At 70.6% G+C, this 1,080-nt stretch carries 2 protein-coding genes; both read left to right on the forward strand.

The window, feature by feature from the left end; genetic code table 11:
- A partial coding sequence (locus B9G38_RS18675) for a hypothetical protein (RefSeq protein ID WP_233127258.1) occupies window positions 1-201 on the forward strand: 201 nt, incomplete at its 5' end.
- On the forward strand, window positions 192-1,080 hold an 889-nt coding region (locus B9G38_RS17640), incomplete at its 3' end, for an ion channel (protein ID WP_086221209.1). The genes B9G38_RS18675 and B9G38_RS17640, both read left to right, overlap by 10 nt.

Genomic DNA, 1,080 nt, shown 5'->3' on the forward strand with positions numbered 1-1,080 from the left:
GGGGGGGACGTGCCGGGGGAGGGCGCGGGGGAGGGTCCCAGAGACGGTGTGGACGGGAAGGGACATACGGCCCTCAACCGGCGGGGCGGTTATACGTGTGTCGGCGGGGAGCGCGTCGCCGCGGTCGCGACGCGGACGCCGGGCCAGACCGGCCTCGCGGGGTTTAAGTTCGGTCTCGGCGACCCCGGGATATGGAGCTGACCCGGGACTGGGTGACCGTCCGAGCGTCGATCCTCCTGACGTTCGCGGTCGCGGTGCTGTCGATCCTCGCCGGGCTCGCGCAGATCGGAGGGGTGGGGGTCTCCGGTCCGCTCGCCCCTTTGGTCCCCGGCTTCGTCCGCCAGACCGTCGGCTTCACGGGGACGATCACGGGCTTTTCGATGCTCGGGAGCGGCTTCGCGCTGCGGAACGGCTACCGGGTCGGCTGGTACTCGACGGCGGTGTTGCTCCCCCTCACCGCGATTCAGGGACTGATGCAGGCGTCGGTGCTGTCGTTCCCGCTGGTGGCGCTGTCCGTCCTGTCGCTGCCCGCGCTGCTGTACAACCGCGGGCGGTTCGACAGGACGTACTCCCCGTCGCCGACGCAGCTCGCCGCGGGCGCGGCGCTCGTGACGGCGGTCTCCTACGGGACGGTCGGCACGTACGCGCTCCGCGACCAGTTCGACGGGGTCGAGACCATCGTCGACGCGTTCTACTTCACCGTCGTCACCGCCTCCACGGTCGGCTACGGCGACGTGACCCCGCAGGCCGGCGCGGCCGCCGACATCGCGCAGCTGTTCGTGCTCTCCTCGCTCGTGATGAACGTCGCCGCGTTCGCGGTGGCGCTCGGGGTCCTCCTCACGCCCGCCATCGAGGCGCAGCTCTCCAAGGCGCTCGGAAAGATGACAGACAGACAGATAGACCTCCTCGACGACCACGTCCTCGTCTTAGGTTACGGGGACCTGACGGAACCGATTCTCGAAGAGCTCGACGCCCGCGACGGCGTCGAGTACGCGGTGGTGACGCCCGACGAGACCGCCGGGAGGCGGCTCGCGGACCGCGACATTCCGGTGTTCACCGCGGACCCCACCACCGTCGACC

Source organism: Halorubrum sp. SD612 (assembly GCF_002135005.1).